The organism is Psychrobacter sp. T6-6 (genome assembly GCF_052258185.1).
GTDB lineage: Bacteria > Pseudomonadota > Gammaproteobacteria > Pseudomonadales > Moraxellaceae > Psychrobacter.
This window is the reverse complement of sequence record NZ_JBQQEX010000002.1, coordinates 399,513-415,664: the sequence shown is the minus strand read 5'-3', so window position 1 is coordinate 415,664 and position 16,152 is coordinate 399,513. Positions and strand designations below refer to the sequence as shown.

Genomic DNA, 16,152 nt, shown 5'->3' with positions numbered 1-16,152 from the left:
ATTTCACTTTTTAATATTATAAAGACGGCTCATGATATTTCGCTATAATCAATGTCATACCATGTAGGGGCGTTGCTCGGCAATGACTTGCCGTACTTGCGCCTATATCTTTTATGTCTGAATTATTTTCAACCGATTATATCTACCTCGCCCGCTCGCCATTAGGATTTTTAGTTATGTCAGAGAACGTTAGCACTGCTACTCACCCGACACCACTTTTGCAAGATACTTTTACCGTTGGTAGTCGTACCTTTTCCTCCCGTCTATTGGTCGGTACAGGCAAATATAAAGACATGACTGAGACCGGAGAAGCCATTGCCGCTTCAGCAGCAGAGATCGTGACCGTTGCTATTCGTCGTGTCAACATTGGTCAAAATAGCAATGAGCCTAATTTGCTCGATGTCATCTCACCTGACAAATACACCATTTTGCCCAACACTGCTGGTTGCTTCGATGCCGAAACAGCCATTCGTACGTGCAAGCTGGCTCGCGAGCTATTAGGTGGACATAATTTGGTCAAGCTTGAGGTATTGGGCGATGAAAAAACTCTTTATCCCAACGTTACCGAGACATTGAAGGCAGCTCAGGTATTGGTCGATGATGGTTTTGAAGTCATGGTTTATAGCTCAGATGATCCGATCGTCGCACAAGAGCTAGAGAGCATGGGCTGCGTCGCTATTATGCCACTTGGCAGCTTGATTGGTTCTGGACTTGGCTTACTGAATCGTCATACACTCAGTCTTATCATCGAAAATGCCAAAGTGCCTGTATTGGTCGATGCAGGGGTCGGTACAGCGTCTGATGCGGCGATTGCTATGGAGCTTGGTTGTGATGGCGTCCTGATGAACTCTGCTATTGCTAACGCCCAAAACCCAGTTATGATGGCACATGCCATGAAGCATGCTGTATGGGCAGGTCGCGCTGCGTTCATGGCAGGTCGTATGCCGATGCGTAAGATGGCGACGGCCAGCTCACCGCAGACAGGGTACTTCTTTCAGTAAGTAGTTAGACTGAACCACCCTTATAAAAACCAATTATAAAACAATAAGACAGAAAGACTCTTTGTTCAGCGCTCTGTCAGCTATCATTTATTATTCATTATCGTCATAAAAGGATTTATTATGCGACTTCTCACAGCAGTCGACCAGTTGTTCTTACTTCTCGAGTCGCGTAAACAGCCCATGCATGTTGGCGGATTGTTTTTATTTGAATTACCAGAAGGTGCTGATAGTGATTTTGTCTATCAGCTGGTACAGCAAATGCAAAACTCTGATGTGCCGCCAAGCTTCCCGTTTAATCAGGTGCTAGAGCATTTGGTGTTTTGGAAAAAAGACAAAGATTTCGATGTGGAGCACCATTTTCACCATGTCGCACTTCCAAGTCCTGGGCGCGTTCGTGAGCTGTTGATGTATGTGTCAAGAGAGCATGGACGACTGCTAGATCGGGCGATGCCTCTGTGGGAATGTCATATCATTGAAGGGATTGAGCCAGAGGTAGAAGGCGGTCCTGAACGATTTGCTTGGTATTTTAAGATTCATCACTCACTCGTTGATGGTATCGCTGCGATGCGTCTGGTCAAAAAGTCCTTATCGCAGTCTCCTGCTGAGCCTGTCACGCTACCCGTGTGGTCACTGATGGCGCGCCACCGTAACCAAGTCAACGCTATCTTGCCTGCCGAAAGATCCATCAAAAAGATCTTAAAAGAGCAGATATCAACCATCAAACCGGTATTTACAGAGTTGGTAGATAACCTCAAGAACTACGGTGATGAAGGCTATGTCGGTACGTTTGATGCGCCGATGAGTATCTTAAATAAGCGTATATCAGCATCGCGCCGAATCGCGGCGCAGTCCTATGATATACAGCGCTTCAATATGATTGCTGACAGACTCAAAATCAGTAGAAATGATGTGGTTCTAGCCGTCTGTGCTGGGGCTATACGTCGTTATCTGATATCCATGGATGCGTTGCCAAGCAAGCCGCTCATTGCTTTTGTGCCCATGTCACTACGCACTGACAACAGCATATCGGGCAATCAATTGTCATTTATATTGGCAAACTTGGGCACGCATTTAGACGATCCGATGCGTAGAGTAGAGCTGATCCACCGTAGTATGAATAACGGCAAGCGCCGCTTTCGCCGTATGAATCAAGCGCAAGTCATTAACTACAGTATCGTTTCATACGCATGGGAAGGTATTAATCTAGCGACTGGGCTGTTCCCTAAAAAACAGGCGTTTAACCTAATTATTTCTAACGTTCCAGGCTCTGAGAAACCTCTCTACTGGAATGGTGCACGTTTGCAGTCTTTGTACCCCGCTTCTATCGTATTTAATGGTCAAGCCATGAATATCACCTTAGCCAGTTATTTGGATAGGATTGAGTTTGGTATAACTGCATGTAGCAAAGCATTGCCGCGTGTACAGGACATGCTGATGCTGATAGAGGAAGAATTGCAATTGCTAGAGACCACCAGTAAAGAGATGGCGTTTAAAGGCATTACTGTTGAAGACAAAAGTGGCTACAAGGGTGATAATAAAACAAAAAAGCTGGCTCCATAACGGAACCAGCTTTTTGTTGTTTGGATAACAGCTATTTACTCTTCAGATAACCCAGTGCTATTAGCTATCTGTTGGATAATTGCGCATTTCGTCTGCGCTTAGATAGCGTTGCCCCAGATTGGCACGACTGTCTGCATCAATGGCTTGAGCAGCTTAACGTTACAAGCAAAGATCGAACCTGACGTCATAGAGTTGTGCGCGCCCGTGTGATCAACCACAACGCCGCGTGCTTCAGTCACAATCAACTCACCTGCTGCGATATCCCAAGGCTTGATAGACATCTCAAAATAACCGTCAAAACGACCAGCCGCAACGTAACATAGATCAAGCGCAGCTGAACCCATACGACGTACCTGACCACCTGCCTCAGATACCTTTTGTAAGCTCTCAAAATGCTGTTTAGCAAAAGAGACCACTTCGCCATTACGCTTACGCTCAAGCGGATGACCAGTCGTAAAGAAACCACCATCAATGGTTTTGCGTTCGCTCACTTGCATACGGCGATTGTTCAAGCGCGCGCCTTTACCACGGCTGGCTGAGAACATCTCATCACGAACAGGATCATAGACCACACCATGTTGGGTGACGCCTTTGTGCTGTACAGCGATAGATACACAGAACTGCGGTACACCATGTACAAAGTTTTTGGTGCCATCTAGTGGGTCGATAATCCAGCACCAGTCAGCATCTTCACCGCGACCTTCTTGCATACCAAACTCTTCACCCAAAAACGAATGATCAGGGTAGCTGGCTTTTAGCGTCTCGATTGTGAGCTCTTCGCTAAAGCGATCGATACGCGTAACCAGACCATCAAGTCCTTTAGACTCAATATCTAACTCAATTTTGTGGCGGTTTTGATGCGCATATAAAATCTCTTTACCAACTTTTTCAGCAGTACGCGCTGCGATGACGACCATGGGTTCCATAAATAACCTATTTGCTTGATGAATGAATATAAAAAATAAGACCAACTCTGTGCCCACAACATGCCAAACAGCCGCCGCATCACACCACATCTATGCGATTTAAAAACGTGCCTTTCATAAATGAAAACTTATAAACGACAATCGCATTATACTAAAATTGTTCGATAAAAACGAAAAAACCATTACGCTGACGATACCAATGTTTTGGTAGCCACAGACACTGCGCAAGTTGTAAAAAAGTTAGCACCTACGGCTAGCAGGCGTTTGCTCTGTTTAGAGAGCTAATATCTGTGTCATTCAATGTATATTTAAAGTATTGAGTGACACAATCATAGAATGAAATAATCCGTGCTATGACAAGAGCTGCTTGAGCTGCCCTATCACACCAGCGACGTCTAGACCACAGTCTGCCAATTGCTCTGTTTGCGAGCCGTGAGCGATAAAGCGATCAGAAATTCCTATATTACTAACTGACGGACGCTGACGTTTGAAGGCTGTAGATTCATTGAGTAAATACTCATTTACCGCGCTACCTGCGCCGCCCATAACCATGTGCTCTTCTAGCGTTGCAATATGAGTTACCCCTTGCGCCAACAATCTTTCAATCATCGCCGTATCTAGAGGTTTTACCCAGCGCATATTGATCACATGTACCTGACACGCCAGCGTGGTGTCGATGGCTATGCTCTCAGCTGCTTGCTGTGCTGTTGCCACCATCGTACCAAATGCCAGTAATGCAAGCTTATGAGGCGCATCATCGTTGCCAATGACTGACTCGACAACCGCTTCACCAATTTTATAAACTTGTGCTGGTTGCTCGATAGCAGCGCCAGTACCCGTGCCGCGCGGATAACGCACAGCAGTGCAGCCTTGGTATTCATAGCAGGTATTGAGCAGATGGTAGCACTCGTTCTCATTTTTTGGTGCTGCAATGATGACATTAGGAATACCACGCAAAAACCCAAAATCGAACACGCCAGCGTGCGTAGCACCGTCTTCACCCACTAACCCTGCTCGATCGATGGCAAACATCACATCAAGATTTTGCAAAGCCACATCATGAATCAGCTGATCATAACCGCGCTGCAAAAACGTCGAGTAAATCGCGACAATAGGTTTAACGCCTTGGGTTGCCATACCTGCAGCTAGCGTGACGGCATGTTGCTCAGCGATAGCCACATCGAAAAAACGCTCTGGGAAATGACGAGCAAAGTCAATCATCCCTGAGCCTTCTTCCATAGCAGGCGTGATTGCCAACAGCTTATCGTCCTCGTCCGCTTTATCACATAAGAACTTGCCAAATACTTGCGAGTACTTCAGCGCAGGTTTTGCATATTGTTTAGTTGGTTCTATAGACTCGCTCGGCGTGTCATCATGACTCTCGGCGGGTAGCTTACTAATCGCATGATAACCAACCGGATCTAATTCTGCTGGCGCAAAGCCTTTGCCCTTGGTGGTATATATATGTACCAAGACTGGGCCTTTGATCTGCTTTGCTAATGACAACACTCGCAAGAGTTCAGGAATATCATGCCCATCGAATGGACCAAAATAGGCAAAGCCAATCGCTTTGAACAAATTGTCTTCTAACTGCGGTACGGCGCGATGTTCGGTATGACGTTTACGACGGTCAAATGCTTGCATGTCAGGGCGCTTACACAGCATCGGCTCGCCTGTATCAGAAATATCGACTTGATAGCCTGACTCCCAAAGCATTGCTAAATGCCGTGAAAAGCCACCAATAGAGCAAGATATCGACATGTCGTTATCATTTAAGATAACCAGTAGATCAGCGTCTTGTTGTACGGCATCGTTCATCGCCTCAAACGCCATGCCGCCTGTCATTGCCCCGTCACCAATGATACAAGCAACCGTTTGTGCTCGGCCTTGATAGCGTAGCGCTAGACTCATGCCCAGACCTGCTGAGATAGAAGTCGATGAATGCCCCACACCAAAAGTATCGTAAACAGACTCAGCGCGCTCAGGAAATGCCGTCAGACCATCTTTAGATCTAATGGTCGCCAACTGATCACGGCGACCAGTCAATACTTTGTGCGCGTAGGCTTGATGCCCCACATCCCATACAATCTGATCTTGCGGCATATCAAGCAAATAATGCAACACAATGGTCAGCTCAATCACACCCAAATTAGCGCCAAAATGTCCCCCACTCTGACCGGCTGAATACAGCAAAAAAAGACGCAGCTCATCAGCTAGCGTAATTAGCTGAGCTGATGACAACATATTCATATCAGAGGGAGAATCTATCGAATCAAGCAATGGCGTATTAGGGCGTACACGTGGGATCACAGTATAAGTCTGCTGTAAGCTCGATAGCTGGGCAGCAGGATCAGATACTGATGCAGATAGGGACTGAGACTTTGGGGAGTGAGGTGACTGCTGCATAAACCGTACGATACCTACCAATCTGCTGACAAGACGCGCCTGTAGTATAGTTAAGACTACAACCAAGGCACGCCAATAATATCTACATCGTTATTGATGTAATCGACCATATAATTATTCATGCAACTTTTACGTGTATATAGCTGCGCTACGTATACCGTCAGCACACTACCCTAGTAGATCATGCCTTAAGACTACGTGTTTGATACTGCGTGGTGCGTTGATACTGTGTGCTTCACCGCTAAGGACTATATTCAGGGCTGTGTTAGAGACTGTTATTATGCCCTATTAGTTTGCATCAATATCGGATGTTAGTGACGACATAGTAATGTAAGGGTATAGACTTGTCACTGTATCCGTCAAAATAGTATGGCATAATAGCATTTTTTTTTAATTGTCGCTTTAATCATCGTGCGTCGTATGTGAACTTTGTGTGTTTTTATAATAAATACAATAAGCACGCGCTCTTTACGAACAGGGTATACTGATAATATCTTAGCCAAATTATATAGGTTAGGATATCGTCGCTGTTTTAGTACAGACATCACAGACGCTTTACCGCCACGATTATAGGCTTATGCAGGACAGTAATGTCATATCAATTTATCACTAGTGCCAAATTACCAACTCGTCACGGCGAGTTCGATATTCATATCTTTGAGAACGACGAGGGTCAAGAGCATGTGATGTTGACCGCTGGCCTGTCTGCGGTCGATCAAGAGACCAGCAGCACGACTGCACAGCACTCAATCAATACTGACTCGGTCTCTCCAGTTCCACTGGTTCGTATTCATTCTGAATGCCTGACGGGTGATGCCTTTAGCTCATTGAAGTGTGACTGTGGTCCGCAGCTCAACAGCGCGATGCAAGCGATACAAGAAGCTGGGTGCGGTGCAATTTTGTATCTTCGTCAAGAAGGTCGCGGTATTGGTCTGACCAACAAGATTCGCGCTTATGCCCTGCAAGACCAAGGACACGATACGCTAGATGCCAATCTCATGTTAGGGTTGCCTGCTGATGCGCGTATATATGACATGTGCGGGCCGATGCTGGCACATATCGGCGTTGACGCTGTGAGACTCATCACTAATAACCCAAATAAGGTTGCTTATCTGACCAAGCACGGTATCGATGTCGTTGAACGTGTGCCCATGCTCGTTGGCGTAAACGACATGAATGCTGAATACCTAGCAACTAAGCGCGACAGAATGGGACATCTACTGGATCAAGACCTCAGTCTCGACAAAGACTTTAATACAGCCATACACCTAAACAAATAGACAGCTTATGAGTATTTCACACACAGACAACATGACAGACTTGCCCGAGATCGCCTCAGTAGCAACGCCAACCAACAGCGACATCATGCGAGTACGTGAGTTTTTGGTTGATTTGCAGGCACGTATTTGTGACTCTCTAGAGGCGCAAGAGCGTGATGGTGGCGGCAATGCCACCTTTGTTCCTGATAATTGGGAGCGTGCAGAAGGCGGTGGCGGTCGGTCATGCGTGTTGGCCGATGGCGCGGTCATCGAAAAAGCAGGCGTGATGTTCAGCCATATTCATGTCCACAATCTGCCAGCCTCAGCGACGGCACGCCATCCTAATATCGCTGGCCGAAAAGCCCAGGCGATGGGCGTCTCACTGGTTGTCCATCCCAAAAACCCTAACGTGCCGACCAGCCATGCCAATGTACGTCTGTTTGTGGCAGAAGCAGAAGGCGAAGCGCCTATTTGGTGGTTTGGTGGTGGTTTTGATTTGACCCCTTTTTATCCTGTTTTGGCAGACTGCGTGCACTGGCATCAGGTGTGCCATGATTTATGTGCGCCATTTGGTGATAATATTTATGCTGATTTCAAGCAGTGGTGCGATGAGTATTTTCATCTGCGTCATCGCGATGAACAACGCGGTATCGGTGGCCTGTTCTATGATGACGTCAGTACCGAGAGTCGCGGCTGGGATTTTGAGACTTGCTTTGACTTTATGAAAGCAGTTGGTAATGGTTATCTTGACGGCATCATGCCCATCTTTGAGCAGCGTAAAAATACCCCTTATACTGATGAGCAGCGTGAATTTCAGCTCTATCGTCGTGGTCGTTATGTTGAATACAACCTTGTCTACGATCGTGGGACGTTGTTCGGATTACAAAGTAATGGACGTATCGAATCTATACTAGTCAGTATGCCGCCACTTGCTAGCTGGCATTATCGCCTCGAGCCTGCTGAAGGCACGCCTGAGTTTGAGTTGACTGACTATTATCTGAAGCCCCGTAATTGGCTGGCATTAGAGGTCCATAAATAGTTCGTATTTGTCAGTACTTGCTATCATCATTATCAGGAGTTCTGGTTTTTTTAAAGAACTCCCATCAAGTCAGCTGCAATAGCTGACTTTTTTCGTTCAAAAATTTCTATTTATCGTGTACGTTATTGCGTTTTTACAGCAAAAAACAAAAGTATAAAAACAAAAAAACTGAGCACTGAGTCTACACGTCTTAAACATCTTCACAATAACCTGAACGCTTACGAGGATATAACAACTATATCATCACCATTTTGCAGATAACGGCTACAATAAGAGAAGTTCTTTGACGGTCACTGTACATAAAAGAATTTTCGGCAGTATTTTTATAATAATATTTTAGGCAAAGTGAGCGTTTACAATGACGTCTGCGATTGGCCAAGTTTAAAGGAGTAAGTCATATGGCACAGGTTCACACCAACAAATCTTTAAAGTCTTTATTCAGCATTACCTTGATGGCAGCTGCATTAGGTTTAACCGCCTGTAGCAGTCCAGCAGATGATTCTGATATCAAAGCACGACAAGACAGTATGAAAAGCTGGGGCGATGCGATGGGCGTCATGGGTGATATGGTCAAAGCGCCTGATACATTCGATGCTGCAGTGTTCAAAGAACAAGCCGCATTCTTAGCAGAAGACGCTTCAAGTCCTTGGAGTCATTTTGAAAACCAAGAATCTATGGGTAACGCGACTGAAGCTGTTTGGTCAAATGCTGATGGCTTCAGTGCTGAAGCAGATAATTTCCAAAAAGTGACTGCTGATCTGAGCGCTGCTGCACAGACAGCTACGAGTGCCAGTGACGTTCAGCCTGCTTTTGGTGAAGTGGGTGCAAGCTGCAAATCGTGCCACACAGAATTTAGAGCAAAGAATGACTAACACTATGCACTCATAAAAAATAGCCAAACAAAAACCACCCTATCAAAAATAGCGTGGTTTTTTCGTTTTTGAAATTAAGTTTCGTCAGCCGCAAACAGTACATTGCGGACCACAGAGCGCGAGTCTGCTGATCCACCTAGCGAGCCTGATAGTATCCCTACAGCTGCCAAAAAAGCCGCTAGACGCATGTGAGCTGCAAAGGTTGCGCTATCCTTGTCAGAGGTCCATGTACTCATCAATGGGTCTGGAAACACAAAGACCACCACACCATACATGAGCACACCAAACATAAAAAACAGACAGATCAAAGTCAGCATCAGTGCGACATAAGTCGCTCCAGCCGTGACCACAGAGCTCTCTGACGTCTGCCCTCGCCGCGTGGATACTAGCCGAAAGGAAAAAGCGCGATACAGTACAAACGTGGCTGCCAAAAAACTTGCTACTACAAATATCATTAACTGACTATAAGAGACCGAGGCTGCAAAGTCCCAAGTCTCGCCGCCGAAGATGAGCACAATAATCACTGATAGCGCGGTTGCGATCATGGTTGGCAGTTTGGTAGCGATACGCAAAGGATTGGCGCGAATAGCCCCGCGAAGAATACGTGGAAGATTACCAAAAGCATGCCGCATAATAAAAGCAAATTTACTGCCTTCAGAGTAACGATCATTAGCTTCACGTGGCAAGTTTTTACTCATTTGCTGATACTGCGTACTTGTGAAGTGCCGCATGGTATCAAGATCATCTGGCACTTGGACGCGTGCCATATAGTTGGTTGGTGTGTCTGCGTAGTTGAGATTGAGTAGCCGTCCAAAACAATGCAACATTAGGCTGGCTAAACGCTCGGTACGTAGCGCTGGCTTAGGAGTGCTGTTTTCTCCATAGGCGATCAAACGGCGCGTTGAGATCACAGCGACATTGGTGATTTGTGAAGGAAGGGCCAAAAGATAGGACATCGACGCCGCTGCAACTTCTACGTCCGTAATGATAAGCAGAAAAGCAAGTTTGCGTTCGGTTTTCTCATTGATACCGATTTGAATGAAATCAAGCGCCAAATAACCGTTTTCGCTCGAGTTAAGACTAGGACCTGCAAAAGAAAAGGATTCGACCTGTACCGCTAGATTCTGCTGGACGATCTGACTAAAGGTAGCCGTTGCTGCCGCCGTCAGATCATTGAAAGCACCGTCGCTCTCTTGTCCAGCCATATCGAGCCTCATAATACCGACAGCGAGATTTCTATCGGTCACTGAGGGATGCAGCGGGTCAAATGAGAACTCTGTACCAGCCAAGCTACTCGGTCACCGGTTTGTTGGTTTCGTTAGTGTGGTTAGCGTCTTCACCTTGTTGCTCGTTTATTTGCTTAACAATAGACTTTACTGAAGGGTCGCTCAAATCTATCGTGCGGATTGGGAACGGAATATTGATGTCTGCTGCATCAAGAGCGTTTTTGATCTCGACGATCACTTGATGAATCGAGGTGACTTTGTTGGCCTGCGTGCCATCTTCGATGAACCAGCGTACCATCAGATCCATAGACGAGCCACCGAACCCTGTCGCAATTACGCTAGGTGTGGCCTTCTTTGATACGCTACTGACTTTGTCTAGTGCTTGTAAGATCTCAGCTTTTGCGGTTTCGATATCATCCTCATAACCAATACCAACCGCCACTTGTAGACGACGCTGTTTATAAGCAGTATTAACCGTCAATGCCGAGGTATACAGCTCCGAGTTTGGGATAACCACTTGCCTACCATCATACGTTTTAATGGTCGTTGCACGAATTTTGATATCTTCAACCGTACCTTCGTAGTCCCCTGAGACAATCTGATCGCCAATACGAAATGGCTCTGATATCAGCAATAAAATACCAGAGAGTAGGTTTTGGAAAATGTCTTTGAAGGCAAAACCAATCGCAACCGAACCGATACCAAGCGCACCGATGAGCTTAGCAGGCGTAAATCCTGGAATAGCAACGACCATGGCAATCATAAAGCCAATAAACAAAATAAGTGCCCCGCCTATCCGCTGGAACACCTTTACCAAGTTTTGATGACGCACGCGCGCGCCTAGTATTTTATGTACCACTTTTTTGAATACAATAGACAATAGCCAAAAAATACCCAGAACAATAAGCGCCGCCACAAAGTATGGAATGCGCTCGATAAAGCCGCTCGCCAAATCTTGCGTGGTATAGACCACTTGTTGATAGATGGTCACACCATCGGTTAGCGTGTTCGATATGCGGCTCACATCAGGGGTGGGCATAAAGGGTTACTCCTATTATTGTTTTAGCGCGTGTTTAAGGGATAAATAACTGGCTGCATTGCTAATTACAATATCTCAATTACGACATCAAATCAGCTTGTACGATTTCGATCCAGTAGCCATCGACATCTTTGATAAAGGCAATGTTTTTCATACTGCCATCTTCTGGACGTTTTTTGAATTCGACATCGTTCTTATCAAACCAAACAACCGCCTCTTCTAAATTCGGTACGCTAAAACAAATATGACCAAAACCTTGCGGGTCTTGATTGCCATCATGGTAACTAAAGCCTGGCTTTGTCTCAGTGCCATAGTTATGAGTCAGCTCTAAAATACCACGCTGACGGAACGCAAAAATTTCTAAATCCTCACCGGATGGTAGGTTTTCACGCTCGCTCTCGGTCAATTTTGCTAAGAAATACAAATCAAACCCCATATCAGGGAACTTTTTGACCGCAAGCAGTGTCATACCCAGAACGCCCGTGTAGAACGCTAATGATTTGGCGGGATCTTTGACGCGTAGCATCGTATGGTTAAAGGTAAATCCTGTCGTTTGCGCGGAGATTGATTGAACGCCATCAGTACTAACGCTGCTGGCTGGCTGGTTTATGATTGAGTCATTATTGTTAGAGGGAGCAGACATAATTATCCTAATATAATTCAATAAATAGATTTACGGTTGCGCGAGACTCGGCTGTCACGATTCGCGCATCCCTCTCATCATAATAAAAAATAGCAAAATAAGTGATAGGGTTTTGTAAGAGTATGAACAAAGTATGTTCATACTTAAGCAAATATTAGCTGTCTAAGAATTTGACCTTCCCTGTTGCCAAGTCATACTCAGCCCCAACGACGAGCAGCTTACCACTATTGGTCAAATCCTCTAGTGCACGTGATCCATGCTTTAGCTGACTGACGGACATACGTACGTTGGCACGGATAGAGCGATCGACCAGCTCGTCTGCATCGACAGATTGACCATTGGCAGTCGCCAATTCATGTAAGTTATAGACACTTGGACGAATACGATCAACGATAGACTGTAAGTTAGGCGAGTAATTCTGTTCAGGATTAATCAAAGTCTCAACACAAGCGGTAACCGCACCGCACTGGGAGTGTCCAAGGACAACCACCAACTGCGTACCAAAGGCCTCTGCTGCAAACTCGATTGAGCCTATCTGTGAAGGTGCTACCACATTGCCCGCAACACGTATGACAAACAAGTCTCCCAATCCTTGATCAAAGACAATCTCAACAGGTACTCGTGCATCAGAGCAGCCCAAAATAATGGCCAATGGATTCTGGTCTTTGACCAGTTCTGGGCGGCGCTGCATATATTCATCGGTACTGGTAAGGCTATCCACGTAGCGGGCGTTACCTTCTTTTAACAGCTCAAGCGCTTCTTGACCGGTTGTTGGACGTGTATCGTTAGGCATGAGAGATCCTTTATTATCAATAATATGAGAGTTATGAGTGGCTTTACATATATATTCAAACATGGGTATACGCACAACTACCAGCTTATCACGCGCATGATGTTTGTCAGCCATATTGTGATTGTATAGGAATAACAGCCAAAAAATGATAAAAAACTTTGTTTAAATGTCATTATGTAAAGCACATATCACTGGAAACATCGCCGTGTTTATCGCTGTCATAGCGGTAAGGCTCGCATCACTGATAACGAACTTGCACTGATTTGCATCAAGGGTTTGCTATAATGTGCAGGAGTCAGGCAACAATCAAACAGTAATCAAATCGTGCTTACGCTCCTGCCAGTTTTTTGATGGCAGCGAGCGACCTCGATGGCCACGCCAGCTACTATATCGGATGCTTAGGAACAGATATTATGACCGACCCATCTCAAAACACGCACACCACTTCTGCGTCTCTTCATGATGACAAGACACTACTGAAAATAACGGGTCTCAAAAAAACCTACGATCAAACCGAAGTGCTAAAAGACATCAACCTTGATATTAAGCATGGTGAGTTTCTGACATTGCTAGGCCCATCAGGATGTGGCAAAACCACATTGCTACGCTTGATTGCTGGTTTTGAGCAACCAAATGCAGGCGCCATACACTTGGATGGCGTACAAATGGCAGGTTTGCCTGCTGATAAACGCCCGGTTAATACGGTTTTTCAGCAGTATGCGTTGTTTCCACACATGAGCGTCGCGCAAAATGTCGCGTATGGACTGACACTAAAAAAAGTACCGAAAGATGAGATTCAAACGCGGGTCAGTGAGATGTTAGCTATGGTGCAGCTAGAGCATTTAGCCAATCGCAAACCACAAGACTTATCTGGTGGACAGCAGCAGCGCGTGGCAATTGCCCGCGCCGTAATTAATCGACCCAAACTACTCTTGCTCGATGAGCCACTATCTGCGCTCGATCACAAACTGCGTTTGCAAATGCAGTCTGAGCTAAAGCGCTTGCAGCGCGAGCTGGGCATTACCTTTGTGTTTGTGACCCATGACCAAGAGGAAGCGCTATCGATGTCAGACCGTATCGCGGTGATGAAAGATGGCACGTTCCAGCAAATCGGTACCCCTATCGAGATTTACGAGACCCCCGCCAATTTGTTTACCGCCAAGTTCATTGGTGAGACTAACCTATTTAGAGCCGAAGTTAAGGGCGTCTATCCAGACCAGCCAGATCGTGACGGTAACGTGACCAATGGACGCATTGAAGTTGAAGTCTGTGAAGCACAGGCGCAAGAGGGACCAACCACGCGTCGTAATCTGCGTCGACCCAATTTTGCCAATGATGTACAAGTGGGCGACATTGTCAATTTATTACTACGCCCTGAAGATCTGCGTATATATGATCCAAAAGACAATGAGCATAATGGACTAATAGGTCGCGTCATCGAAAGTAACTATAAGGGCAGTACCTTAGATTCTATTATTGAATTGGCCAATGGTCATATTATTAAGGCCTCTGAATTCTTTGATGAAGACGACCCAAGCTTTGATTATAAATTAAACGAAGGGGTAAAAGTCTCATGGGTCGATGGCTGGGAGTGGGTATTGCCAGATGATACTGACCATGTACATAATTCGACTGCACAAAAGGATGGGAGCTAATGGCACGCAATCACCTAAGCAGCAAAAGTCCATTTCGTACGGTCACGCTCTGGCTAATTTGGGGTTGGTTACTTATTTTTGCACTACTACCAAATATATTGGTAATCGCGGTCAGCTTTTTGACCCGAGACAGTAGTGATTTTATTAGTTTGCCTTTCAGCATCGACAGCTATGTGCGCATGGTTGATCCGTTATACTTTGAGGTCTTTGTTCATTCATTGTGGATGGCAGGTATCACAACGGTGATCTGCTTGCTACTCGGCTACCCTTTTGCGTGGCTAGTATCTAGGGTAAAAGTACGATGGCAACCGCTACTTATGCTGCTATTGATACTGCCATTTTGGACCAACTCTTTGGTACGAACGTATGCACTTAAGCTATTGTTTGCTAACAATGGATTGATTAACAAGTCGCTACTCGCCATCGGTGTGATCGATACCCCTATCGATATTTTATATACACAAGGCGCGGTGATTGCAGGCCTCACGTACTTGTTATTCCCCTTTATGGTATTGCCGCTATATGCCGTGTTTACCGACTTACGCAATGATATGCTGCTCGCCTCACAAGATTTGGGTGCATCAAGAACACAGACTTTTTGGCATGTGGTACTGCCTTTAACGACACCGGGTATCATCTCTGGCGTACTGCTCGTGCTTTTACCGGCGATGGGTATGTTTTATGTGGCGGATATTTTGGGCGGTTCTCGGAACTTACTGGTCGGTAATATCATCAAAAACCAGTTTTTGGACGCGCGTGACTGGCCCTTTGGTGCTGCGGCGAGCGTGCTATTGACGCTTGCAATGGCAGTACTACTGCTGGCTTACCGTGCTAGTAGCCGCCGTATTGGCAAAACTGACTTCAACGAGGTGGCCTAATGTCTTATAGCTCACCCAACAAAACAACTCGTAAGCTGAAGATTGGCAGTATCGCAGCCAAAAGCTATCTCGGACTTATTTATACCTTGTTATATCTACCTATCATTGTCTTGGTAGTGATGTCATTTAATAAGTCAAAAATCGGCTACAATTGGGGCGGCTTCAGTTTAAAATGGTATGAGTCGCTATTTAATAACCAAGCGATGCTCGATGCGTTTTGGCACTCTATTGTCTTGGGGTTAGTCGCGGCTACCGTCTCAACCTTAATAGGAACACTCACAGCACTAGCGCTACACCGTTATAATTTTCGCGGTAAAGGCTTACTAAACGGGCTGCTGTTTGTACTTATGATGTCACCTGAGATTGTACTGGCTATCTCGTTATTAGCACTGTTTTTGTTGATCGGTCTACAGTTAGGTTTTGTGTCTTTGTTATTGGCGCACATTACCTTTTGCTTGCCTTTTGTGGTCATTACCGTCTTTGCACGACTGAGTAGTCTAGATGAGCGCTTGATGGAAGCGGCACGTGATTTGGGCGCTAGCGAATCGACGATGGTACGTACAGTGCTCATTCCCGTTATTCTGCCTGCGGTTATGGCAGGTTGGTTGCTTGCTTTTACCTTGTCGCTAGATGATGTGGTGGTATCGACCTTTGTCACCGGACCGAGTTATGAGATTTTACCGCTACGTATTTACTCTATGGTACGGGTCGGTCTCAAGCCAGAGGTCAACGCGATAGGTACATTATTATTGGTTGCTTCACTAGTATTGGTGGTTATCTCACAGCTGTTATTACGTAAGCGCTAAATGTTGATTGCTCATTAACTACTCATTATTGATGGACTATGAGTGAAAG

At 45.7% G+C, this 16,152-nt stretch carries 14 protein-coding genes; 8 read left to right on the top strand and 6 right to left on the bottom strand.

Annotation, left to right across the window (positions count from 1 at the left end; translation table 11 throughout):
* Positions 1 to 218 precede the first annotated feature (218 nt).
* Both ACTXGL_RS04990 and ACTXGL_RS04985 read left to right on the top strand, forming a co-directional pair.
* Positions 219 to 1,001 carry a thiazole synthase gene (locus tag ACTXGL_RS04990; RefSeq protein WP_443525549.1) on the top strand — a complete coding sequence of 261 codons (783 nt, stop codon included), beginning with the start codon at positions 219 to 221 and terminating at the stop codon, positions 999 to 1,001.
* Between the two features lie 120 nt (positions 1,002 to 1,121).
* Positions 1,122 to 2,561: a WS/DGAT/MGAT family O-acyltransferase gene (locus tag ACTXGL_RS04985; protein WP_443525284.1), complete on the top strand. Its 1,440-nt coding sequence runs from the start codon at positions 1,122 to 1,124 to the stop codon at positions 2,559 to 2,561.
* Between the two features lie 98 nt (positions 2,562 to 2,659).
* On the opposite strand, the gene ACTXGL_RS04980 is transcribed toward ACTXGL_RS04985, so the two are convergent.
* The gene (locus ACTXGL_RS04980) at positions 2,660 to 3,487 is read right to left on the bottom strand and encodes an inositol monophosphatase family protein (protein ID WP_443525283.1); all 828 of its coding nucleotides are present in this window, start codon (positions 3,485 to 3,487) and stop codon (positions 2,660 to 2,662) included.
* Between the two features lie 351 nt (positions 3,488 to 3,838).
* The gene (gene dxs, locus ACTXGL_RS04975; RefSeq protein WP_443525281.1) at positions 3,839 to 5,893 is read right to left on the bottom strand and encodes a 1-deoxy-D-xylulose-5-phosphate synthase; all 2,055 of its coding nucleotides are present in this window, start codon (positions 5,891 to 5,893) and stop codon (positions 3,839 to 3,841) included.
* 590 nt (positions 5,894 to 6,483) lie between these two features.
* On the opposite strand from dxs, the gene ribA reads away from it, so the two are divergent.
* The 3 genes from ribA (at position 6,484) to ACTXGL_RS04960 (ending at position 9,063) form a co-directional block, all read left to right on the top strand.
* Positions 6,484 to 7,173, top strand: a complete 690-nt coding sequence (gene ribA, locus ACTXGL_RS04970; protein ID WP_443525280.1) for a GTP cyclohydrolase II — start codon at positions 6,484 to 6,486, stop codon at positions 7,171 to 7,173.
* 31 nt (positions 7,174 to 7,204) lie between these two features.
* Positions 7,205 to 8,191, top strand: a complete 987-nt coding sequence (gene hemF, locus ACTXGL_RS04965) for an oxygen-dependent coproporphyrinogen oxidase (protein ID WP_443525547.1) — start codon at positions 7,205 to 7,207, stop codon at positions 8,189 to 8,191.
* 398 nt (positions 8,192 to 8,589) lie between these two features.
* The gene (locus ACTXGL_RS04960) at positions 8,590 to 9,063 is read left to right on the top strand and encodes a c-type cytochrome (RefSeq protein WP_319051174.1); all 474 of its coding nucleotides are present in this window, start codon (positions 8,590 to 8,592) and stop codon (positions 9,061 to 9,063) included.
* Positions 9,064 to 9,137: 74 nt separating this feature from the next.
* Here ACTXGL_RS04960 and ACTXGL_RS04955 read toward each other — a convergent pair whose 3' ends face one another.
* From ACTXGL_RS04955 to ACTXGL_RS04940, 4 genes are all read right to left on the bottom strand, one after another.
* A complete protein-coding gene (locus tag ACTXGL_RS04955) occupies positions 9,138 to 10,268 on the bottom strand; it encodes a hypothetical protein (RefSeq protein ID WP_443525279.1) in 1,131 nt (376 codons plus the stop codon).
* Between the two features lie 85 nt (positions 10,269 to 10,353).
* On the bottom strand, positions 10,354 to 11,328 hold the full coding sequence (locus ACTXGL_RS04950) for a mechanosensitive ion channel family protein (protein WP_443525278.1): 975 nt from the start codon (positions 11,326 to 11,328) through the stop codon (positions 10,354 to 10,356).
* A gap of 79 nt (positions 11,329 to 11,407) precedes the next feature.
* Positions 11,408 to 11,971 carry a lactoylglutathione lyase gene (gene gloA / locus ACTXGL_RS04945; RefSeq protein ID WP_443525277.1) on the bottom strand — a complete coding sequence of 188 codons (564 nt, stop codon included), beginning with the start codon at positions 11,969 to 11,971 and terminating at the stop codon, positions 11,408 to 11,410.
* A 154-nt stretch (positions 11,972 to 12,125) separates the two neighbouring features.
* Positions 12,126 to 12,764, bottom strand: a complete 639-nt coding sequence (locus ACTXGL_RS04940) for a carbonic anhydrase (protein WP_319051178.1) — start codon at positions 12,762 to 12,764, stop codon at positions 12,126 to 12,128.
* 413 nt (positions 12,765 to 13,177) lie between these two features.
* Between ACTXGL_RS04940 and potA the strand changes: the two genes are divergently transcribed.
* The 3 genes from potA to potC are packed head-to-tail and all read left to right on the top strand — an operon-like array spanning position 13,178 to position 16,103.
* The gene (gene potA / locus ACTXGL_RS04935) at positions 13,178 to 14,419 is read left to right on the top strand and encodes a spermidine/putrescine ABC transporter ATP-binding protein PotA (protein ID WP_443525276.1); all 1,242 of its coding nucleotides are present in this window, start codon (positions 13,178 to 13,180) and stop codon (positions 14,417 to 14,419) included.
* Positions 14,419 to 15,297 carry a spermidine/putrescine ABC transporter permease PotB gene (gene potB / locus ACTXGL_RS04930; RefSeq protein ID WP_443525275.1) on the top strand — a complete coding sequence of 293 codons (879 nt, stop codon included), beginning with the start codon at positions 14,419 to 14,421 and terminating at the stop codon, positions 15,295 to 15,297. Before potA ends, potB begins: the two co-directional genes overlap by 1 nt.
* Positions 15,297 to 16,103 (top strand): spermidine/putrescine ABC transporter permease PotC, encoded by an 807-nt coding sequence (gene potC, locus ACTXGL_RS04925; protein WP_443525274.1) that lies wholly within the window; start codon positions 15,297 to 15,299, stop codon positions 16,101 to 16,103. The genes potB and potC overlap by 1 nt, the downstream gene beginning before the upstream one ends.
* The last annotated feature ends 49 nt before the right edge of the window (positions 16,104 to 16,152 follow it).